At 71.6% G+C, this 16,807-nt stretch carries 35 protein-coding genes; 33 read left to right on the forward strand and 2 right to left on the reverse strand.

Annotation, left to right across the window (positions count from 1 at the left end; genetic code table 11):
* Nucleotides 1-27: 27 nt before the first annotated feature.
* The 28 genes from AMYTH_RS0132270 (at nucleotide 28) to AMYTH_RS49160 (ending at nucleotide 13,448) form a co-directional block, all read left to right on the forward strand.
* Entirely contained in the window at nucleotides 28-645 is a 618-nt protein-coding gene (locus AMYTH_RS0132270; RefSeq protein WP_027933702.1) for a hypothetical protein, read from the forward strand.
* The gene (locus tag AMYTH_RS0132275; protein WP_027933703.1) at nucleotides 642-1,052 is read left to right on the forward strand and encodes a hypothetical protein; all 411 of its coding nucleotides are present in this window, start codon (nucleotides 642-644) and stop codon (nucleotides 1,050-1,052) included. The genes AMYTH_RS0132270 and AMYTH_RS0132275 overlap by 4 nt, the downstream gene beginning before the upstream one ends.
* Before the next feature lie 97 nt (nucleotides 1,053-1,149).
* Nucleotides 1,150-2,016: a PD-(D/E)XK nuclease-like domain-containing protein gene (locus AMYTH_RS0132285; protein ID WP_027933704.1), complete on the forward strand. Its 867-nt coding sequence runs from the start codon at nucleotides 1,150-1,152 to the stop codon at nucleotides 2,014-2,016.
* A 4-nt stretch (nucleotides 2,017-2,020) separates the two neighbouring features.
* Nucleotides 2,021-3,139, forward strand: a complete 1,119-nt coding sequence (locus AMYTH_RS47245; protein WP_051362877.1) for a hypothetical protein — start codon at nucleotides 2,021-2,023, stop codon at nucleotides 3,137-3,139.
* Nucleotides 3,139-3,984, forward strand: coding sequence for an exonuclease domain-containing protein (locus AMYTH_RS46095; protein WP_063630412.1), 846 nt, complete (start codon nucleotides 3,139-3,141; stop codon nucleotides 3,982-3,984). The genes AMYTH_RS47245 and AMYTH_RS46095 overlap by 1 nt, the downstream gene beginning before the upstream one ends.
* Entirely contained in the window at nucleotides 3,981-4,112 is a 132-nt protein-coding gene (locus tag AMYTH_RS50970) for a hypothetical protein (RefSeq protein WP_267283908.1), read from the forward strand. Before AMYTH_RS46095 ends, AMYTH_RS50970 begins: the two co-directional genes overlap by 4 nt.
* Nucleotides 4,113-4,114: 2 nt before the next feature.
* Nucleotides 4,115-4,408, forward strand: coding sequence for a hypothetical protein (locus tag AMYTH_RS0132305; RefSeq protein ID WP_027933705.1), 294 nt, complete (start codon nucleotides 4,115-4,117; stop codon nucleotides 4,406-4,408).
* Complete coding sequence (locus AMYTH_RS49150; RefSeq protein ID WP_157360684.1) at nucleotides 4,405-4,575, forward strand: hypothetical protein; 171 nt, start codon at nucleotides 4,405-4,407, stop codon at nucleotides 4,573-4,575. Before AMYTH_RS0132305 ends, AMYTH_RS49150 begins: the two co-directional genes overlap by 4 nt.
* Nucleotides 4,572-5,279 (forward strand): hypothetical protein, encoded by a 708-nt coding sequence (locus AMYTH_RS0132315; RefSeq protein ID WP_157360685.1) that lies wholly within the window; start codon nucleotides 4,572-4,574, stop codon nucleotides 5,277-5,279. The genes AMYTH_RS49150 and AMYTH_RS0132315 overlap by 4 nt, the downstream gene beginning before the upstream one ends.
* Nucleotides 5,279-5,821 carry a hypothetical protein gene (locus tag AMYTH_RS0132320; RefSeq protein WP_027933707.1) on the forward strand — a complete coding sequence of 181 codons (543 nt, stop codon included), beginning with the start codon at nucleotides 5,279-5,281 and terminating at the stop codon, nucleotides 5,819-5,821. The genes AMYTH_RS0132315 and AMYTH_RS0132320 overlap by 1 nt, the downstream gene beginning before the upstream one ends.
* Entirely contained in the window at nucleotides 5,818-6,195 is a 378-nt protein-coding gene (locus AMYTH_RS51335; protein WP_051362878.1) for a response regulator transcription factor, read from the forward strand. The genes AMYTH_RS0132320 and AMYTH_RS51335 overlap by 4 nt, the downstream gene beginning before the upstream one ends.
* Nucleotides 6,192-6,425: a hypothetical protein gene (locus AMYTH_RS0132330; protein WP_027933708.1), complete on the forward strand. Its 234-nt coding sequence runs from the start codon at nucleotides 6,192-6,194 to the stop codon at nucleotides 6,423-6,425. Before AMYTH_RS51335 ends, AMYTH_RS0132330 begins: the two co-directional genes overlap by 4 nt.
* A gap of 308 nt (nucleotides 6,426-6,733) precedes the next feature.
* A complete protein-coding gene (locus AMYTH_RS47255) occupies nucleotides 6,734-7,090 on the forward strand; it encodes a LexA family protein (RefSeq protein WP_027933709.1) in 357 nt (118 codons plus the stop codon).
* The gene (locus AMYTH_RS47260; RefSeq protein ID WP_051362879.1) at nucleotides 7,090-8,052 is read left to right on the forward strand and encodes a hypothetical protein; all 963 of its coding nucleotides are present in this window, start codon (nucleotides 7,090-7,092) and stop codon (nucleotides 8,050-8,052) included. Before AMYTH_RS47255 ends, AMYTH_RS47260 begins: the two co-directional genes overlap by 1 nt.
* The gene (locus AMYTH_RS0132345; protein ID WP_027933710.1) at nucleotides 8,049-8,384 is read left to right on the forward strand and encodes a hypothetical protein; all 336 of its coding nucleotides are present in this window, start codon (nucleotides 8,049-8,051) and stop codon (nucleotides 8,382-8,384) included. The genes AMYTH_RS47260 and AMYTH_RS0132345 overlap by 4 nt, the downstream gene beginning before the upstream one ends.
* On the forward strand, nucleotides 8,381-8,635 hold the full coding sequence (locus tag AMYTH_RS47265) for a hypothetical protein (protein WP_027933711.1): 255 nt from the start codon (nucleotides 8,381-8,383) through the stop codon (nucleotides 8,633-8,635). Before AMYTH_RS0132345 ends, AMYTH_RS47265 begins: the two co-directional genes overlap by 4 nt.
* Nucleotides 8,632-8,871, forward strand: a complete 240-nt coding sequence (locus tag AMYTH_RS0132355; protein WP_027933712.1) for a hypothetical protein — start codon at nucleotides 8,632-8,634, stop codon at nucleotides 8,869-8,871. Before AMYTH_RS47265 ends, AMYTH_RS0132355 begins: the two co-directional genes overlap by 4 nt.
* Nucleotides 8,868-9,116: a zinc finger domain-containing protein gene (locus tag AMYTH_RS49155; RefSeq protein ID WP_157360686.1), complete on the forward strand. Its 249-nt coding sequence runs from the start codon at nucleotides 8,868-8,870 to the stop codon at nucleotides 9,114-9,116. The genes AMYTH_RS0132355 and AMYTH_RS49155 overlap by 4 nt, the downstream gene beginning before the upstream one ends.
* Entirely contained in the window at nucleotides 9,113-9,634 is a 522-nt protein-coding gene (locus tag AMYTH_RS0132360; protein WP_027933713.1) for a hypothetical protein, read from the forward strand. The genes AMYTH_RS49155 and AMYTH_RS0132360 overlap by 4 nt, the downstream gene beginning before the upstream one ends.
* Nucleotides 9,635-9,637: 3 nt before the next feature.
* Nucleotides 9,638-9,982 (forward strand): hypothetical protein, encoded by a 345-nt coding sequence (locus tag AMYTH_RS46120; RefSeq protein WP_051362880.1) that lies wholly within the window; start codon nucleotides 9,638-9,640, stop codon nucleotides 9,980-9,982.
* The gene (locus AMYTH_RS0132370) at nucleotides 9,982-10,257 is read left to right on the forward strand and encodes a DUF7352 domain-containing protein (protein WP_037322845.1); all 276 of its coding nucleotides are present in this window, start codon (nucleotides 9,982-9,984) and stop codon (nucleotides 10,255-10,257) included. The genes AMYTH_RS46120 and AMYTH_RS0132370 overlap by 1 nt, the downstream gene beginning before the upstream one ends.
* The gene (locus AMYTH_RS0132375; protein ID WP_027933715.1) at nucleotides 10,254-11,393 is read left to right on the forward strand and encodes a hypothetical protein; all 1,140 of its coding nucleotides are present in this window, start codon (nucleotides 10,254-10,256) and stop codon (nucleotides 11,391-11,393) included. Before AMYTH_RS0132370 ends, AMYTH_RS0132375 begins: the two co-directional genes overlap by 4 nt.
* Entirely contained in the window at nucleotides 11,393-11,641 is a 249-nt protein-coding gene (locus tag AMYTH_RS0132380) for a hypothetical protein (RefSeq protein ID WP_027933716.1), read from the forward strand. The genes AMYTH_RS0132375 and AMYTH_RS0132380 overlap by 1 nt, the downstream gene beginning before the upstream one ends.
* On the forward strand, nucleotides 11,638-11,874 hold the full coding sequence (locus AMYTH_RS0132385; protein WP_027933717.1) for a hypothetical protein: 237 nt from the start codon (nucleotides 11,638-11,640) through the stop codon (nucleotides 11,872-11,874). The genes AMYTH_RS0132380 and AMYTH_RS0132385 overlap by 4 nt, the downstream gene beginning before the upstream one ends.
* Complete coding sequence (locus AMYTH_RS0132390) at nucleotides 11,871-12,128, forward strand: hypothetical protein (RefSeq protein WP_027933718.1); 258 nt, start codon at nucleotides 11,871-11,873, stop codon at nucleotides 12,126-12,128. The genes AMYTH_RS0132385 and AMYTH_RS0132390 overlap by 4 nt, the downstream gene beginning before the upstream one ends.
* An 11-nt stretch (nucleotides 12,129-12,139) precedes the next feature.
* A complete protein-coding gene (locus tag AMYTH_RS47270; RefSeq protein ID WP_027933719.1) occupies nucleotides 12,140-12,556 on the forward strand; it encodes a hypothetical protein in 417 nt (138 codons plus the stop codon).
* Nucleotides 12,553-13,113: a hypothetical protein gene (locus tag AMYTH_RS0132400; RefSeq protein WP_027933720.1), complete on the forward strand. Its 561-nt coding sequence runs from the start codon at nucleotides 12,553-12,555 to the stop codon at nucleotides 13,111-13,113. The genes AMYTH_RS47270 and AMYTH_RS0132400 overlap by 4 nt, the downstream gene beginning before the upstream one ends.
* Complete coding sequence (locus AMYTH_RS49160) at nucleotides 13,110-13,448, forward strand: hypothetical protein (RefSeq protein WP_027933721.1); 339 nt, start codon at nucleotides 13,110-13,112, stop codon at nucleotides 13,446-13,448. The genes AMYTH_RS0132400 and AMYTH_RS49160 overlap by 4 nt, the downstream gene beginning before the upstream one ends.
* 137 nt (nucleotides 13,449-13,585) lie before the next feature.
* On the opposite strand, the gene AMYTH_RS47275 is transcribed toward AMYTH_RS49160, so the two are convergent.
* Both AMYTH_RS47275 and AMYTH_RS46135 read right to left on the reverse strand, forming a co-directional pair.
* Nucleotides 13,586-14,062 (reverse strand): helix-turn-helix domain-containing protein, encoded by a 477-nt coding sequence (locus tag AMYTH_RS47275; protein WP_051362881.1) that lies wholly within the window; start codon nucleotides 14,060-14,062, stop codon nucleotides 13,586-13,588.
* Nucleotides 14,063-14,134: 72 nt separating this feature from the next.
* Entirely contained in the window at nucleotides 14,135-14,335 is a 201-nt protein-coding gene (locus tag AMYTH_RS46135) for a hypothetical protein (protein WP_051362882.1), read from the reverse strand.
* Nucleotides 14,336-14,560: 225 nt separating this feature from the next.
* Between AMYTH_RS46135 and AMYTH_RS0132420 the strand changes: the two genes are divergently transcribed.
* Genes AMYTH_RS0132420 through AMYTH_RS46140 form a run of 5 tightly spaced genes read left to right on the forward strand, consistent with a single transcriptional unit; the run spans nucleotide 14,561 to nucleotide 16,786 of the window.
* The gene (locus tag AMYTH_RS0132420; RefSeq protein WP_027933722.1) at nucleotides 14,561-14,767 is read left to right on the forward strand and encodes a hypothetical protein; all 207 of its coding nucleotides are present in this window, start codon (nucleotides 14,561-14,563) and stop codon (nucleotides 14,765-14,767) included.
* A 55-nt stretch (nucleotides 14,768-14,822) separates the two neighbouring features.
* On the forward strand, nucleotides 14,823-15,434 hold the full coding sequence (locus tag AMYTH_RS0132425) for a hypothetical protein (RefSeq protein ID WP_157360687.1): 612 nt from the start codon (nucleotides 14,823-14,825) through the stop codon (nucleotides 15,432-15,434).
* Complete coding sequence (locus tag AMYTH_RS0132430) at nucleotides 15,427-15,708, forward strand: hypothetical protein (RefSeq protein ID WP_027933724.1); 282 nt, start codon at nucleotides 15,427-15,429, stop codon at nucleotides 15,706-15,708. The genes AMYTH_RS0132425 and AMYTH_RS0132430 overlap by 8 nt, the downstream gene beginning before the upstream one ends.
* Nucleotides 15,705-16,343: a hypothetical protein gene (locus AMYTH_RS49165; RefSeq protein WP_157360688.1), complete on the forward strand. Its 639-nt coding sequence runs from the start codon at nucleotides 15,705-15,707 to the stop codon at nucleotides 16,341-16,343. Before AMYTH_RS0132430 ends, AMYTH_RS49165 begins: the two co-directional genes overlap by 4 nt.
* Nucleotides 16,340-16,786 carry a RusA family crossover junction endodeoxyribonuclease gene (locus AMYTH_RS46140; RefSeq protein ID WP_051362883.1) on the forward strand — a complete coding sequence of 149 codons (447 nt, stop codon included), beginning with the start codon at nucleotides 16,340-16,342 and terminating at the stop codon, nucleotides 16,784-16,786. Before AMYTH_RS49165 ends, AMYTH_RS46140 begins: the two co-directional genes overlap by 4 nt.
* The last annotated feature ends 21 nt before the right edge of the window (nucleotides 16,787-16,807 follow it).

A 16,807-nucleotide genomic window follows, 5' to 3' on the forward strand; every position in this document is an offset into this window, starting at 1 on the left:
CCGGAACCCCACAGGAAGGAGCACCCGGTGACCAGCACGATCGTACCCGGCAAGCACGACCCCAACGGGGCGGCGAATGCCGACGGCTACGCCACCGTCCCGTTCATCGAGGTGTGGCGCAGCGTCCGAGGCGACCAGCCCGTCCAGGCCGACACCACGCATCGCCAGCACGCGCCCGAGGAAACCACCGTCGTCGACCTGCTGCCGATCTCCGGCGCCCTGCCCGCCGACCTGCCGGTGCCCGGCCCGCGTTTCGGCGCTTGGGCATGGCTCGAGCGGCTGACCGCGCGGGTGCGCAGCTGGTTCGCGCAGGAGGCAGACGAGGCCGATTTGCCCGCCGTGGTCTCGCAGGTGGAGCAGACCATGCCGATCCCGCGGCACGCCGACATGGTCGCCCTCATCGAAGCCGCGGGCGCGCGCGGTCTGCTGCTCGAGGTTGACCCGCACTTCGTGGGTTGGCCGTGCGACTGGTGCGGGATGGAGAACGCGGTCGCGGTCATGCGGGTCAGCGCGACCGACCGGCTCTGGCAGATCGAACCGTGCCGCGACTGCGCGCCCGCTGCCGTGCGCCGTGTCCCCGGTGACGCGGACATCGCGATCGAGGTCCCGGAGCACGCCGCCGACCTGGTGGAGGCCCTGCGATGAGCGCGACCGTCTTGCACCCGCAGAGCACGCTGTTCCGTGTCCTCGCCGAGCACCTCGGCTTCTTCCCCGACCTGTCGCACGTGATCGTTCACCGCGGGGACAGGGAGGTGGCCGCGGAGCTGCAGGTCAGCGCTCGCGAGTTCCTCGGCGAGGCCGGCGCCGCGCCCGCCGTGCTGATGTGGGCGAAGACCCTGGCCGGGCCGCGGGTGTACCTCCGTCGGCACGACGAGGAGGGACACCGCACCGAGGTTCGGGTCCGGGGCGGCATTGACGACCTGATCGTGGACGTGTGGGCGATCGAGGACGGCGAGCTGCACCGCCTGGTCGACCCGACGAAGTGGGCCACCGAGATCTCCCTCGACCAGCTCGCGCAGTACGTCGCGACCGGCGTGCTGGAGGCGGTGTGAGCGCCGACATCGCGGCCCTGCTGCCGCTGCCCGCGCTGGCCGTCGGTGCCCTCGTCCTGCTGGCCCTCCTGGGCGTCGCGGTGGGAGGTGATCGGCGATGACCGCCACCCTGGAGCGTCCGCAGATCACCGAGCCGGGCATGTACGGCGGGGTGCCCGAGGAGACCTACCACGGGTTGCCCGGCCTGTCCTCCACGGGCGTCAAGCGGATGCTGCACGCGCCCGCGGTGTACCGCTGGCATGCCGACCATCCCGCACCCCCCGCCAAGTCGACGTTCGACTTCGGGCACGCGGTGCACGCCAAGGTGCTCGGCGTCGGGCTCGACGTCGCGGTGATCCCCGACGAGCTGCTCGCCGCGAACGGAGCCGTGTCCACCAAGGCGGCCAAGGCCTTCGTGGCCGAGGCGCGCGCGGCCGGCATGACCGTGCTCAAGTCGGACGAGTACGCCGAGGTCGCGGCGATGGCCGACGCGGTGCTCGGGCACCCCGACGCCGGGCCGCTGCTGTCCGGCGCGGAGCCGGAGGTGTCGATCCTGTGGGACGACCCGGCCACCGGTGTCCGCTGCCGCGGGCGCCTGGACTACTGGCACGAGCGGGCGAACGTCGTGGTCGACCTGAAGTCGGCGCGCAGCGCGGACCCGCGCCGGTTCGCCCGGCACGCCGTCGACTTCGGCTACCCGGAACAGGGCGCCCACTACCGGACGGGCACCACGATCGTCACCGGCCGCGACACGGCGCCGCGCTTCATCCACGTCCTCGTGGAAAAGGAACCGCCGCACCTGGTGTCCGTGGTGGAGCTCGAACCGGCGTTCCTGGCCGTGGCCGCGGACCGGGTCCGGTTCGCGATCGACCTGTACGCCGACTGCCTGGAGACCGGCCGCTGGCCCGGCTACGGCGACGGCATCCACCCCATCCAGCCGCCGGCCTGGTACCGCGCCGACACCCTCGACGAACTGGAGTTCTGATCCCATGACCGACCTCGCCCACTACAGCGGCGGCACGAACGTTCCGGCCCTCGACAACGACGGCAGCGCGCTCATCATGCGGACCGTCCAGCAGATGCAGGGCGCGCACCAGCTCGCGAAAGCGTTGGCGAACACGGCGTTCGTGCCCTACCAGTGGCGCGGCAAGCCCGACGACGTGGCCGCCGCGATCCTCTACGGCGCCGCGATCGGCCTCGACCCCATGAGCGCCCTGCGCGCTCTGTACGTGGTCAACGGCAACCCCGGCATGTACGCCCGGCAGATGGCCGCGCTGGTCATGTCCAAGGGGCACACCGTGCGCACCGTCGAGGTCACCGACACCTCCGCCACCGTGTCCGGGCAGCGCCGCGGCTCCGACCACGTCGAGACCGTCACCTGGACCATCGAGCGCGCGAAGCAGGCCGGGTACGTCCCGACGATCGACCCGAAGACCGGCAAGTACCGCACCAACGACAAGACCGGCAAGGTCATCGGCAACGAGAAGTACCTCACCGACCCGCAGTCGATGCTCTACGCCCGCGCGCTGGGCGACGTGTGCCGCCGGATCGCCCCCGACGCCCTCGCCGGCCTGGACTACACCGTCGAGGAACTCCAGGTCATCAGCGCCGAAGCCGAGATCGTGCGCGACCGACCCAAGCGCGAGTCGGCCGCGGCGCTGCTGGGAACAACCCCCGCCCCGGCGGACACCACCGACGGCACCGAGCCCGCCAACGAGGCGGCCACGGCCGAACCGGCGCCGGACCTCGAAACGCCAGCCGAGGGCACCGCGCCGTCCGAGCCGATCACGCAGGCGCAGCAGAGGAAGATGGGCGCCCTCATGCGCCAGGCGGGCATCACCGAACGGTCCGCCGCGCTCGCCTACGTCCGCGACATCATCGGCCACTCCGTCAACTCCCGAGCCGAGCTGACCAAGGACGAGGCGGGGGCGGTGATCGACGCCCTCGAAGCCGCCGCCGGGCAGCAGGCCGACAAGTCCGACCCGCCGGGCATCGTCGCGGGCGAGATCGTCGACAACGACGCCTACGAGGAATGGGCCCGCGACCAGGAAGCCGCCGCAGACAACCAGTTGCTCCCGGACGACCCCGACCTGCAGGCGGGTGCCTGATGAGCGACTGGCACCGCGGCACGCTGATCGCGTTCGACACCGAGACCACCGGCACCGACGTCGAGAACGACCGGATCGTCACCGCCGCGATCATCACCATCGACCCGCTGTCCGGCGCCGTCCACACCGACCAGTGGTTGGCCGACCCCGGCATCGACGTCCCCGCCGAGGCGACCGCCGTGCACGGCATCTCCACGGAGATGGCCCGCGCCGGCGGCCGCCCGGCCGCCGAGGTCGTCTCCGAGATCGCCGGAGCGCTGAACATCGCCTGGCAGGCCATGTACCCCGTCATCGCCTACAACGCCTCGTTCGACCTCACCCTGCTCGACCGCGAGCTGCGCCGCCACACGGGCGAGGGCCTGGTCGAGCACGGCACGGTGATCGACCCCTTCGTGATCGACAAGCACTACGACCGCTACCGCAAGGGCTCGCGCAAGCTCGCCATCACCGCGGCCTGCTACGGCGTCGACCTGTCCGAAGAAGACGCGCACGGCGCGGCGGCCGACGCCCTCGCCGCCGCCCGTGTGGCGTGGAAGCAGGCCAACATGTACCGCGAGCTGGCGGGCATGGAGCTGCCGGAGCTGCACGGCCGCCAGGCCGAGTGGTACGCCGAGCAGGCCGCCTCGTTCGAGGCGTACCTGCGCCGGGTGAAGCTGCGCGAGGAGGGCGTCGAAGCGTCCCGCGCCGTGCACGTCTCCCGGGAGTGGCCGATCCGGCCCGTCGCAGCCGACGTCCAGTGCTGCTCGCTGCACCGCGCCGCGGGCTGCTGCGACCCGGACGACTGCGGCCCCTGCTGCTCGGCGTGCCCCACCTGCCCGACGACCAACCGGGCGGTGACGACGTGAAGGACTACATCCCCGGCGCCGGGCAGGTGTCCGCCAAGGGCTGCCTGTGGACCGTCGGCGTGCTGATCGCCGCGATCGCCGGGCCGCTGCTGGTCATGGTCCTCGCCGACTGGATCGGGAGGTACTGACCATGCCTGAACTCAAGCCCGGCCAGCGGGTCCGCGTCGGGGTCACCTACGGCACCGTCATCCCGCGCCACGACACCGTCCGAGTCCGGCTCGACACCGGCCACGAGGCCGACTTCGCCACCCGCGTCGTCGTGCCCATCGACGGCCCGGATCCCGGCAAGGAGTGGGCCGTCCAGCACCCGGACTACACCCTCGTGCCGCAGAGCGAGAACGCCGCCCGCTTCACCCAGGAACGGATCCCCGGCTCCGTGCTCGTCCACTGGGACGGCGAGCAGTGGCAGGTGGTGACCCCGTGAACCACGCGCTCGCGACCGCGGCCTACAACACCGCCTTCGCCCTGCTCCTCCTCGACAGCCTCGTCCCCTGCCCGCCCTTGCGCCACGCCGCCGACAAGGTCGCCAACGTCGGGCACAAGCTCGCTGCCGCGCAGGCCCGGGCGGACCGAACCAGGGCGTTGCCATGACCTCGACGAAACCCGATGTGTACGCGGTGCTGAAGCGCACCGACGAGCGGATCGCCCGCCAGCGCGGCTACGACCCGCTCGGCGACGACACGATCAAGCCGTTCGCCGACGCCGTCCGGCCGCTGATCGAGACCAGCGCGCCGGCCCGGCCCGACCCGACGGCTGCCGCCGAGCTGCAGCACAAGGACGACCTGATCGCCGAGCTGCGCCGCACGGTCGACGGGCACGCCCGCTCGTGCGACCGGCTCAAGACCGACAAGCAGCGCCTGGCCGAGGAACTCGAGCAGGCGCGCGCCGAACTCGCCGCCGCCAGAGCGGAAGCGAACGAGGCGAAAGCCCAGTTCCGCGGCGCCAGCGGCGAGGTGGACCGCCTGACGAGCGAACTGCGCGCGGGCCGACAGCAGCTGGCCCGCGCCATGGCGGTCGCCGACGAGGAAGCCGCGAAGCTCAAGGCGCGCATCGCGGAGCTGGAACAGGCCGTCGACCGGCCCTCCGCGGAGGGCGCAGGCCATCGGCACCTCTACCTGGCGGCGGAGCCGGGCCAGCCCATCGGGCCGTGCACGGATCCGGCGTGCGGCAAGCCGTACCCGCGCAACCAGATCGCCGACCTGTCTGGCGAGGTCGCACCGACACCGCCGGAGCCGTGGGCACCGCTGTTCCAGCGGATCCGCGGCGAGCTGGCCGACTGGGGGAGAGGGCGCTGATGAACGAGACCCAGCAGCACGCGCTGCCCCTGTGGTCCGGCGGCGAAGTCAGCGCCTACCGGCCGATGTTCGCCGTCGACGAGCGCGTCGGGTACCGCGGTGACGCGACGTGGCGGGGCCGCGTGGTGCAGGTCGCGTTCGACAAGGTCAGCAACCGCAACCACTTCTGGGTCATCTGGACCATCGGGCAGCCCGGCGGCCCGCACGTCTACACGGCCGGGTCCCTCTGCCGTGCACCCGAGATGACCGCGGCCGAGCGGCGCCGCGAGCGGCAGGGCGAGTGCCTCACCAGCGGGTTGCACCCGCTCACCGCCGCCCTGGGCTGGCCGCTGCGCCTGCACCCCGACGCCCCGCCCCCTGCGGACCGCAACGCCCCTGGCCCGCGCTGCGGCAGCTGCCTCTTCCGCGAGCTGCTCAAGCACCACGACAACACCTATGCAAAGTGCGCCGCCGGGAACGGCGCGCGCCGCACCCACGGCCCCGGCACGGACATCCGCGCCTGGTGGCCCGCGTGCATCGACCACCAGGAGTGGAACCCGTGAACGAACTCGCCACCCCCGCCCTGGACAAGCCGACGCTGCTGCTGTTCACCGCGTGGGCCAAGGCCAACCACATCAACCTCACACCACGGCCCGCGACCGCAACCCGCCCCAGCCAGATCACCGCCGAGCAGATCTACACCGACGAGCGCCACGTGCCCGACGGGCAGCTGCTCACGCTGCGCGAGTACCAGGTGCTCGCCGGCATGGCGCTCGGCATGACGAACGAGGAGATCGGCGCCGACCTCTACCTCTCGGTCGACACCGTGAAGACCCACGCGCGTCGCCTGTTCCGCAAGCTCGACGTGAAGAACCGCACCCAGGCCGCGATGGCGGCCCCGGCCGCGCTGCGGCACCTCGTGGGAGGTGCGGCGTGACCGCCGCCCGCCAGCTCCTCGAGCGCCGCTACGTCGAGAGGGAGCGGATCACCGCGCTGTTCCGCAACCTCGAGGTGAACGACCGTGCCGCCGCCGTCGACACCGCCTGGCGCCTCGGGATCTTGCCGTCGCGGTCGTGCTCGAAGCGGCGGCCGCGCCGCGACGGCGCTGATCCGCAGCTCGGCGCGAGAACGTCCAGCCCAACCAATGAAAGGAAATCCGTTGGCTGACGAACCGTCCCAACCCGACACGGGCCTCGGATCGAGGGACGAGGGCGGCGTGCCGGTCCTCCTCGGCGCCAGCCCCGGCGGCGCTGAACCCGCAGCAGTAGCACCCCGGTGTCCGGCGTCAACGTCACCTGCCCGCGCTTGGGTGCCGCGGCGGGAATCGAAAGCGGGCTCATGACCCCCCACTCCCCCTCGGGGACCAGGCCGTCGAGCTGCGCCGGGCCACCACCTCACGAGCCGCCGGGCCGCCCGCTGTGTCCCGATCACCGCGGGCGACCCGGCATCCACCACAACGAACGAAGGGGGCGAGCGTGGATCTCCAGCATCTCACCGCGCACCAGCCAGCCGAAGCCGTCCACGACGGCCAGAAGACCGTCATCTGCCCGACCTGCCGCACGCCGTTCCCGTGCGAGGTCAACACGAGCACGACCCGGGCGATGATCCGGCCGCTGCCCGAGCTGACCCCCACCGAAAGCTCGACCCTGCACGTGCTCGCCGGCTACATCGCGGCCGTCGGGCGCCCGCCGCTGCTGCGGGAGCTGGCCGCCGCGCTGAACACGCCACGCGGCACCGTGCGCGGCCGGATCGACCGGCTCGTCACGAAGGGCTACATCACCCGCGAGCCGCGCATCGGCCGCGGCCTGCGCATCGTGAGCGGGGCCATCTGATGGCACGCGAGCACGCGCGGGTCTTCACCCGCATCTGGTCCGACCTGGACTGGCGCAAGCTGCCGCCGCTCGAGCAGCGCCTGTACTTCCTCCTGCTGTCCCAGGGCAACGTCACGCAGGCCGGTGTGCTTCCGCTGCAGGTCCGCAAGTGGGCCAAGGGATCCGACTACACCACCGAGGAAGAGATCGCCGCGACGCTCGCCTCTCTGGCCGAGCACCGATTCGTGGTGGTCGACGAGGACACCGAGGAGGTGCTGATCCGCTCGTTCATCCGCAACGACGGCGTGCTGAAGATCCCGAACGTGTTCAAGGCGGCGCTGAAGGCCGCCCTCACGGTGGAATCGCCGAAGCTGCGGAAGGCGCTCGCGGGCGAGCTTCGGCGGTTGCGCCGCAAGGACGCGAACACCGTTGCTGACGAACTGTTCCCGATTGAATCGGTAACCCATCCCGAACCTATCCCGAACGGTTCGCGAACCAATCCCGAACCCGTAAAGGATCGAGACGAGTTCCCGGAACCCCGCGGGGAAGGGGAAGGGGAAGGGGAAGGGGAAGGGGAACCTCTTGCAGGTGGTTCAGTTGGGGGGTCGCGCGCGCCCGCGAGCACGTACCCGCGCGAGGCGCCCCCCACCGAGCAGCGCCCGCCTGCCCAGTGCCGCAAGCACCTCGGCCACACCGACCCGCCGCCCTGCCGCGGCTGCGCCACCGCCCGCGAAGCCGCCGAAGCCTGGGACGCCCAGCAGCGCCACGCCCACCACGACGCCCGCTCCGCCGAAGCCCGCCAACGCGCCGCCGACCGAGCCGCCGCCATCGCCAACTGCGCCCTCTGCGACCCCGCCGGCTACATCGGCACCCAACTCTGCGACCACGACCCCGACGCCACCGCCCGCGCCGCCCGCGGCCGCGCACTCGTCGAGGCCGAACTCGCCGCACGCCGCACCACCGCCACCCAGGAGACGACGTGACCCTCCCCGGCTACCTCGAAGCCATCTCCGCCGACTGGGAGACCTACTCGCCCATGCCCCGCACCGCCGTCGTCCGGCTCATCGCGCTCATGTGCGAGCTCTCCGGCAACCACGCCCTCGCCACCGCCGGCCCCGCCATCGTCGACGCCTGGGGCACCCAAGCCGCCATCGGCAACTGGGACACCCAGACCGCCATGCAAGCCGTCCGCGACTTCCACACCCGCCGCCCGCGCCCGGTCTGGCCCAACGGACCCGACGCAGGCCAACCCCGCCACCTCCTGCCCAGCGACATCACCGACTTCATCCAGCGCGCCCGGAAGGAGCCCTCGTGACCGCCACCCGCATCTGCACCGTCGACGCCTGCACCGACGAACACGCCGCCAAGGGCTACTGCCAGAAGCACTACGCCCGCTGGCGCCGCACCGGCGACCCCGAAGGCACCTACACCGCACCCATCCCCACCAACCAACTCCACTACCTCCGCAACCTCGTCGGACTCCCCGCCGAAGGCCCCACCAACGACATGCTCCAGCGCTGGCTCGACCAGGAAAACGACGACACCCGCCTCGCGGAGGCATCGTGACCCTGCACCGACGCGACTGCGCGCCCTGCGACGCCGCCGTGAAGATCACCGACGAGCTGGCCGCGCTCTGGGACCCGAACAACAACTGGACCGAACACCCCGCGATCGCCTCCCCCGAGATGACCCTGTGGGAGGAAGTCGCGAACCTCGCCGCCGAGATCCTGCACCGCTACCCGCTCGGCGGCAGCACGCGACGGGTTGACCCAAGACGCCTTGACCAGCGAGGCCCGGCATGAGCCGCCGCAAGCCCCGAGGACGGGACGGGCGCTTCGGCCTCTTCGACAACCAGCCCGGCGCGGCCGACGCCCCGGCTGAGATCCAGGACAACCCGCTCCTCAACCCGTGCAGCCACTGCAACGCCACGGTCCGCCAGCCCTGCACCCGCCCCGGCTCGAACGGCACGCGGGTCCCGCTCCAGGGCTTCCACCCCAGCCGCAAGCAGCCCGCCGAGGCAGCCGTAGCTCCAGGAGAGACCGCATGACCACGACCGAACCGAAGACCACTCGGCGCGTGCCGCCCCCGCCCATCGAGCACCGCGCCCCGGACTGCTCGATCTGCGGCGAGGAAACCCACTGGGACGACGGCGGGTTCGGCTGCGAGGACTGCGGCGCCTGGTGGCCCGAGGAAGCCGTCGGCCGCGAGGAGCCGGGGGAGTGGAACGACGAGGACGAGCGCCAGTGCCGCTGGGTAATCCAGCCCTACGCCGACCACCCGGTGCACGAGCGGTTGCGCCCGTTCACCTACCGGTGCCTCAAGGCCGAGGACCACGACCAGTCCAGCGACGACGGGATCAGGTGGCACGTCGGGCAGCGCGTCGACGAGCCCGAGCCGGACACGTACTCGTGGCTGCCCGGGGAGCGGCACCTGGCGCCGCGCGCGAAGACGTGGCAGGTCGAGGCCTCCGAGCCCGAGCCCGAGCCGGACGACGTCGACGAGGCTCCCGGTCTGGTGCCGGCCGTCGTGACCGTCGAGCTGCCCCCGTTCACCGAGGAGGCCTGACCGATGACCACCACCGACCGCCTCCGCCTTGCCGTTGGCGACAAGCTCAAGTTCGCCGAGGAGAAGCTCCGCTACACCGTCCGGGCCGTGTCTGCCGACGGGCGATGGGCGATCTGCACCAAACCGTTCAACCCACGAAACACCGTCCTGTACACGATCCTCGACCTCGTCGAGCAGGTGCGCGGCGTCGACAACATGGTGTTCAGCATCGGGTACGAGACCCAGGCCGACATCGACGAGAACATGCGCCGCCTCGAAGCCGGCGACATGGAGCTGTCCCACCGCAACCGCCCGATCGACCTCCGCATCGAGCTGGACACGTCCGTCATCGCGAGCCGGGAGGCGTGATGACCACCCACAACGACCGGACCGTGTGGAAGTTCCCGCTCAACCTGATCGGCGAGCCCGTGATCCCGATGCCCCGCGGCGCCCAGATCCTCACGGTGCAGATGCAGGACGGCCAACCGCAGCTGTGGGCGCTGGTCGACCCGGCCCAGCCGGTCGAGCGGCGCCGCCTGTTCATCGTCGGCACCGGACAGCCCATGCCCACGGATGCCGCCACGTACCTCGCTACCTGGCAGTCCGGCCCGTTCGTGTTCCACCTTTTCGAGGAGTCCCGATGACCACCCACAACGAACACCGCGACGAGCTGGCCCGGCTCGTGTTCGACTCGGCACCGCGGGAGGCGGAGGGCCCAGACTGGGACGACTCGTTCATCATCGCCGACGCCCTGCTCGCCGCGGGCTGGCGGAAGCAGGGAGCCGCACACCCGGACCTCGGTGACCTGATGGCGCAGACCGCTGGCATGGTCGCGCGCGTTATCGATCAGTACCGCGACTACGACGCGCCTTCACACGTGGTCAGCGCGGGGATCGTCAACTGGCTCGTCTCGGCTGGTGTTCTCGCCGAGCAGGGGGCCGCAGACCGGGCCGCCTGGCGTGCGCAGCTTCTTGCCGAACTGGAAGCCGATGAGCGTGCCATCGAAGTAGCGGTGGATGCGGAGGGGCCTCAGCCGCACCCGGAGCGCGTCGCGGGCTACCACGCCGCGTTGGAGCGCGTCGTCGAGATCGTGCAGGACTTCACCCCGCAAGGGGCCGCAGACGACGACACACCCACGCGCTCGTGCATCACCTCTGTGCCTGCCGAGATGCCGCCCCTGTGGTGGAGCCCGACCCACGGCCTGTACACCAAGGACGCCCCTGCGGACTGGGACGGCATCGTCTGGCACTGCAGCAAAGTCGACCCGCTTCCCGAAGACGCCCGCCGACTCGTGCGAGAGCGACTCGCAGACGACGACACCACTCGACTCCGCGCCGAACTGGCCGAGGCGCAGCGGGAGGCGGAAGGCTGGAAGGAGCTGGCCGACCGCTGGGAACGCGACCACCAGAACACCGTGCTGCCCTACACGACGAAGGTCGAAGCCGAGCGCGACGACCTCCAGGCCCGCATCGACGCCGTGCTCGCCCTGTGCGCCGCGGCCGAGAAGGAGTCGATCTGGTCGGAGCACTCGCTCACCTTGTCCGTGGCCGACGTGCGCACCGCTCTCACCCAGGTCTCCCAGCCACAGCCCGAACCCGGTCCGGAGCCGGGCGACTGGGTGACCATGCGGCTGTTCAGCGACGGCTACACCCGGACCAGCATCGTCGAGCCTGACGGTACGTACACGGGCTGCGGCGCAGTGGCGAGCGGTCGCGGGGAGATCGTGTCGATCCAGCGTGGATCTGCCACGGTGTCCCGGCCACAGGAAGGACAGAGCTGATGGCGAACGTGATCCTGTGCGAAGGCGTCACAGACCCGCCAGGCAGCCCGCACCGGCGCTGCATCCCCATCAACATGGGGCCAGGGTGCGATCCACGCTGCCAGGAGCACCAGCAGCCCACCGGCTACATCGACCGGGCCGAATGGGCCGAGTACATGCTCATCACCCACGATCAGCGCCAGTGCCCCGGATGTGGGCTCTGGACGATCTGGGAGCCACGTGAGGGCCAGGAAGGACCCCAGCAGTGACCGCGCGCGAAGCCCTCGAAGCGTACGCAGGGCAGGAGAACCCCCGCGGGGTGCCGTTCCAGATCCTCGAAGCCGCCGCGCCGAAGGCGTTCGACGCCCTCCGCGCCGTCCTCGACATGCACCGGCCGGTCGACCGTGGCACTGGCCCGCAGTGCGCTGGCTGCGCCACCCACGTCACGTTCACGCCGTGGCCGTGCAAGAACGTCGCAGCGATCGAGGAGGCTCTTCGATGACCGACCCCACCTCCACCGACGCCCCCGACGTGTGGGACGCCACCATCCCGCCCGGCGGCCACGTGTGCGGCGTCTGCGGCATGCCGACCGAGTCCGAGCCGTGCCGCGAGCACCAGCCGCGCGCCACCGCCGAGATGTACGCCGAGGTGGCCCCGCACGACCCCGAGATGCACTCCACGGAGATCGAGCGCATCAGCTGCGACTCCTGTAACCCGCCGCTCCCGCCCGGGCAGCCCGAAGGCCAGCCGAGGTGACCGGCCGGCGCATGGGCCGCGGCCCCGCCCTCGGCTACGTCTCCGCGGTCGCCGCCCTCTTCCTCGCCGGATGCGACACCGCCACCCCGCCCGACGCCCAGTACGGCGCCGTCTGCGTCGACCAGGCCACCGGGACCCGGCTCGACGACGACGCCTGCGGCGACTGGGACGACACCGGCAACGCCAGCACGCCCGGCATGTTCTTCCTGTGGGTGCCGATGTCCAACGGCGCCACCGTGATCCCGCCCGTCGGGTCGCGCGTCCCCGCGAACGTTGGCATCCGCAACGTGCCCTCCGGTGCGCCGGTCGCGAAGGGCATGCCGAAGACCGGCGGATCGATCTCGTCCATCCAGCGCGGCGGGTTCGGCGTCAAGGCTGGCACCACCGGCGGCACCGGCGCGAAAGCCGGAGGGAGCGCCGGATCATGACGACGACCATGCGTGCCCAAGCCCCGGTGCAGCTGGACCTCTTCGGCGCCGTGGTCTCAGCCGAACGACAGCGAGTGGTCGACGCGCTGACGTGCCTGCGCGACGCCATTCCCGAGGCACTCCAGATCGTTGTCGAGTTGCGCTGCTGGCGGCCCGGCGACAGCCGCAAGCCACGTGCTGGCGGCGCGTGGGCGTACTGCATCTCGCACGCTGGGCTCGGGTTCGAGGCGGCGGCCGAGTGGTGGGCGGGAGCTCGCGAGTGCGGCGAGACGTGGGGCTGGAGCCGCACCCCGGCGAACCTCATGCCGTGGGAGGAGCTGGCCGGCCTGATCGGCGATGACCCGCGCCGCGCCGAGATCGCGGGCTGGGTCGACACGCTGCCGTCGATCCGGTGGCGCCAGCTGCAGCGCCCGCACGAGCTGTGGCCCGATCCCGGCGGCTGGCACACCAGCTACTTCTGCCGCGACCACGTCGACGAGCACTGGACCGCTCGCCGCCGCGCCTGGCAGCTGGTGCTCGACCTGCTCACTGACGCGATCACCCGGGAGGCATCGTGACCGACTACGACCCGGAACTCGACGCGCTGATCGAGCTCGAAGACGAGCTCGACCACGACCCGTGGGAAGCCGAGCCCGACTGGTACGACGAGGACGACGACCTCCTGCGGCCGGGGCGCGAGGAGCCGTACTGCTGCGACTGCAACGACAGCGGCACCGACTGGCGCGGACGGCGTTGCCGGGAGTGCAACCCGTCCCGGCTCCAGCGCTGGTGGTGGCGGATCACCTGGCGATTCCACGCCTGGCGCAATCGACGGCAGCTCGCCGAGGCCCCGTGGGGCCCGCCGCCCGCCGAGCCCGCGGACCCCGCAGCGCGCGACGAGGGACCGTTCTGATGTCCCAGCCCAACCCGGCGTCGACGGATCACGCGCAAGCGGCCCGGATCGCGGGCCGGTTGCGCCGTGGCGCAACGCAAGAGGGGCCCGGCGACACTCCGGCCGCCAGGCCCCTCCTCGACCCCGCTGAGGCGATCTCAGCCCTTCGCGGGCTCCGGACGCGCGGCAGCTTCCACAAGGGACCGCGGGAACGCCCACGTCTTCCCGATCCGGAACGCGCCATACCGGCCCTTCTCGGCCTGCAGGCGCACCGCCTGCTCGGTCCGACCGAGCACCGCGGCCGCCTCCGCCACCGACAGCAACGGCGGAATCGGCGGCTGCTCCTGCCGGTCCTGGAACTCGGCGTCCGTCATCGCCTCCAGGTAGACCGGCGTGTGCCAGCCGAGGCCGGCGCGCTTGATCAGGTCCGGGACGACGAGGAACGCGAGATCCGTGGCCTGGCGCAGCACCTCGGCCTGCAGCGTCAGGTGCACCGCCAGCCACCCGGATGCCGACGGCGACCGCGACCACGCGGCGTGGTAGCCGGCACCGACCTCGGCGAGCGCGTCGAGCTGGTCCTCGGTCAGGCTGTCGGCCGGCAGATCGACGGCGACGTACAGGGCGAATTCGGCCATGGCACTGGGTTCCTTCCGTGGGCGATACTGGGGTCGGCCCCGGCCAGCCACTCTCTGGCCGGGGCCTCCGCGTCACTTCGGGGGCCAGATGAAGCCCGCCCGCCGGAGCGCCGCGATGAAGTTGCGGATCGCCCGCCGGTCACCCGGTGTCCCCGAGTATGTGGTCACGAAGACCCCGTCTCGGTAGACCACGGGGTGGCCTCGCTTCGTGGTCCGGATCTCGAACCCCTGCCGCTCGGCCTCCCGGAGGACCTTCCGCGCGTCCTTGTCCATCCTGTCTCACCTCCTTTCGTTTCCGCAAGAAGCGTAACACATCGACTTGCGAAAACGAAAGGGTCGGGGCATGTCGCGGAAGGTGACTAGCTAGGCAACTTGCTGGCAGTACACGACATAGCTAGTCGACTTCGCTCGTCGACGACTCGTATCAAGACTTGCGGAAACGAAAGCTACGGCGCTATGGTGGACACACCCCACCCACCAACCACCCAGGAGGTCCAGATGGCCACCACCACCGACCAGGCCGGCGCCCGCGTCGAGGAAGGCGACTTCGTTCGCTACCACGGCAGCAAGGCCGCCCAGTGCCCGGTGACGCTGCTCAAGGTCACCTTCGTCGGGCGTGACGGCCGCATGAACCTCGCCGATGAAGGGGCCTTCCCCGTCCGCCTCGCGGGCGTCCGACCAGCGAGCGTCACCCGCGACTGCTGACCACCCGTCGCCGCCCGGAACCGCCGGGCGGCGACCCTCCAGAAAGGACACTGAAGTGACCGAACTTGCTACCGAAAATGCCGGCGAATATGCCAGCTCCCCGGCGAGCGGCCACAGCCCGGAGGAGGACGTGGTCGCCACCGTGCTCGGCCTCGTGCACGACGCCCTCTGCCACCGCTGCGGCGACACTGGCACCGGCTTCGACATCCGCTCCGCCGACCTCGGCAAGGTCCGCACCGCGCTGCGCCGGGCCTACCCGCACGGGCTCGTACCTGGTGAAGCGCTGGCCGCGGCGCGGCGCGAGCGGGACCTGGCGGTCGCGCACGACCGGCAGCCGTACCCGACCGTCTGGGCCTACGAGAAGGCCTGCGAGATCATCCGGGCCCGCGACGCCGAGCTGGCCGAACTCCGCGAGCACCACGGCCACTGCCTCACCGCCGCCGCTCCGCAACCCGAGCGAGCCAAGCCCGGCGACACGGTCCGGGGCTACGGCGGCGCGCAGTTCCCGCTCGTCGAGGGCGAGGTCGTCGAGGACGAGCACATCAACGGGCGCGGCTGGCTCGCCGTGCGGCAGCCGGGCGAGTCGATGCCCTACGCCGTGCTGCCCGAGTCCGTCGAGATCGTCGAGCGGGCCCCCGAACAGCTCGAGGAGGCCGCGCGTGGCTGACCGCATCGAGATCGACCCCGACCGCGATCTGGAGGTCGCGCTCTACTCCACGCGGATCGCCCGCGTCCTGCCGAACGGCGCGGCCGAGACCGCCCGCGCGATCGGCTGGGAACCGCGGCGCGCCTTCGTGCAGCACCTGGTCTCCGGAGCAGTCGGCGTCGTCCTCGTCCAGCACTCGCCCACCGAGTGGACCGCGGACTTCGGCGCCGGCCCAAGCCGGTGCGCCGCGCCCGACTGCGAACCCTGGGAGCCTGCCGAGGTGCCAGCGCCATGACGACGCTCCCGTACCACGAGGCAGGGGACTGGCCCGACGTCGGCAACGACGACGTCCCCTGCTGCATGGGCTCCGCGCAGCACGGTGCCCGCGGCTGCACCTGCTGGGAGCCCGTCTACGACCTCGCCCAGATGCCGCCCCGCACCGGCCTGGAGCCCGGTACACGGGACGGCATGTGCGACGGCTGCGCGTACCGGCCCCGCTCGCCCGAGCGGACCGGCGCCCCGGACGCCGCGGCCGACCTCGACGACCTCGAACGGCTCGCCGCCACCGGCCAGCCGTTCTGGTGCCACGAAGGCATGCGACGCCCGCTCGAATGGCGACACCCCTCCGGCGCGACCGTGCCTGGCTCGCCACTGGACTACCAGCCCCCGTTCATCGACGGCGTGCCGTACCGGGCCAACGGCACCCCGGCCGCGCGATGCGGCGGCTGGGCCGCGGTCCGGCGCAAGCACCAGAAACGAGGAGAGGAGAGCTCGTGCTCCCACGCCGGGACAACCGCGACCAACGCGACACCAGCGGCAACCCATGCCCCATGTGCCGGACCAGCCCCGGCTGGACCAAGGACGCCGACGGCAACGACGAACCCTGCGGCTGGTGCACCGGCACCGGGCGAACATGAGGTGACCCGGTGACCGCGCAGCTGGTGTTCGAGGTCGACGTGCCGCTCGTGGTCCAGCCCACTCGCCCGCGGTCCCGGAAGCGGCCGGTGACCAAGCTGCCTGCCGGCAAGCCGCTCACTCTGAACCAGAACCACAACCCGTTCGCGAAGGCCAAGCTCGTCGAGCAGATCCGCGAAGGCACCGGCTGGGCCGCGCTCGCCGCCATGAAACGCCACCGCGTCGGCCGCCAGGACCACATCACGGTGCAACTGCACTACCGGCCCGGCGACGGACGCCGGCGCGACACCGACAACCTCATCGCCTCCCAGAAGCCGGCCGTCGACGGGCTCGTCGACGCCGGCCTCATCCCGGACGACAACCCGAGCCACCTCACGTGGTTCGCACCCGAGATCCATACCGACCCCGGCCCCCGGCGCCTCTGGCTCGAAATCCGGCTCGACCAGCCCCCCGCTTGAAACACTGACCGAAGGAGGTTG

Source organism: Amycolatopsis thermoflava N1165 (genome assembly GCF_000473265.1).
GTDB lineage: Bacteria > Actinomycetota > Actinomycetes > Mycobacteriales > Pseudonocardiaceae > Amycolatopsis_E > Amycolatopsis_E thermoflava.